General features: G+C 47.4%; 1 protein-coding gene. It reads right to left on the reverse strand.

All coding sequences use genetic code 11. The features are described 5' to 3' along the window. Positions 1-71 precede the first annotated feature (71 nt). Positions 72-518, reverse strand: a complete 447-nt coding sequence (locus Q1A69_RS19990) for an IS30 family transposase (protein WP_299589645.1) — start codon at positions 516-518, stop codon at positions 72-74. Positions 519-919 lie beyond the last annotated feature (401 nt).

Consider the following 919-nt stretch of genomic DNA (forward strand, 5'->3'; position numbering starts at 1 on the left):
AGGAAGGTGTTAAATTACTTGAGCCCACTGGAATTTTTGGTGGGTAAACGTGTGTCACTTATGTTGGCAATCTAGGTAGTAGCCTGAGTGACAAGCTCTGCAGTTTTATGCTCAGCCTGCTGCGAGAGGGTAAATTTACTCTTGAGCTCTACAATTGTGACTTGAGCATCACTATGGCCATTACCTAAAGCGGTATCAATTTCCCTGTCTCCTATACGAGATTTATCATCGGCAACTGGTGGGCGCTGTTCAATAGTGAAGGCGCTCTTGATGTACCCTCGAGTTGATTTTCCATTAGCTAGCTTGCTGTAGGGGCTATCCATGAGCCGCAAGTTCTCATACGGGATCCCACCACACTGCTTATCAGCCTGGGCGTGCGGGTAAATCGTTTCATGGCTTATCAACAGGTTTTCTTCCTGCTCTAGCCTTTCGGAAATTTGCTCTGGGCCCCTGTACGGCTCCAGCTTGTTCTCTATCAGTATCAGTGCAATATTCTGGAGTGGCATCTTTGTCGGCATTCTCGTCTATCTACGCCGCTCTTTGGTCATCGGTTGAGCTTGCTTATAGCGGTAGCCATTGCCCCTTGATTGCGAGACAACCCCCTCCAATCGTCGGTCGGCTAACCCCAGCCTCCCTGGCGATTGTCCTCAGGCCCCAGTGACTTTTCTCTAGTGACCAAATCTGACATCGTTGCTCTTCGGTTAGTTGTCGGTAGCTTTCTGTCATCACTTAATCTCTTGGCGGAAAAGAAGCGGCAGATATTACCTTCAGCTGGCCGTTCTTTTCCTGGCAATTAACTGATGCACTTCAGAGTTGAATGCAGTTTTGTCTCAGGATGTAAAGTAAGCGGTACATGAACCACATTATTCATTAAAGTATGTAGTTTGTGTACCGCTTACTAAAAACAGCGGCTGAATCC

This window comes from uncultured Microbulbifer sp., assembly GCF_947498635.1.
Classification (GTDB): Bacteria; Pseudomonadota; Gammaproteobacteria; order Pseudomonadales; family Cellvibrionaceae; genus Microbulbifer; species Microbulbifer echini.

Coding starts and splice junctions, on each gene's coding strand:
- Q1A69_RS19990 (WP_299589645.1), bottom strand. CDS start 518: ATGCCGACAAAGATGCCACTCCAGAATATTGCACTGATACTGATAGAG.